This window comes from Azospirillum sp. B4 (genome assembly GCF_000333275.1).
Classification (GTDB): Bacteria; Pseudomonadota; Alphaproteobacteria; order Azospirillales; family Azospirillaceae; genus Nitrospirillum.
This window is the reverse complement of the sequence record NZ_BACU01000400.1, coordinates 1-239: the sequence shown is the minus strand read 5'-3', so window position 1 is coordinate 239 and position 239 is coordinate 1. Positions and strand designations below refer to the sequence as shown.

The following is a 239-nucleotide window of genomic DNA, read 5'->3' as shown; positions in this document are numbered from 1 at the left end:
GTCTTGGCTGCGCGCCCAGGGCGACGCCATGCCCGGTGCCGCGGGCGCGGGGCCGGCCAGTTTCGTCGCCCGCCAGACCTACGGCCACTACCTGCAAAAGCTGGTGTCGGATGCGGCCAAGCAGTCGCGCTCCGCCGGCCGTCTCATCCTGGTGCCTGACACGGCCGTGGCCCTGCGGCAGCAGGGTGACCACATGGTGGTGCGCCTGGACGTGGGGCGCGAATATCGCCTGGATGCCG

1 protein-coding gene is annotated in these 239 nt (G+C 72.0%); it reads left to right on the top strand.

Translation table 11 applies throughout. The annotated features are described in order from the left end of the window. Window positions 1-28: 28 nt before the first annotated feature. Window positions 29-239, top strand: a 211-nt coding sequence (locus tag I55_RS17895; RefSeq protein WP_044561942.1) for an FAD/NAD(P)-binding protein, incomplete at its 3' end; no start/stop codon positions are given.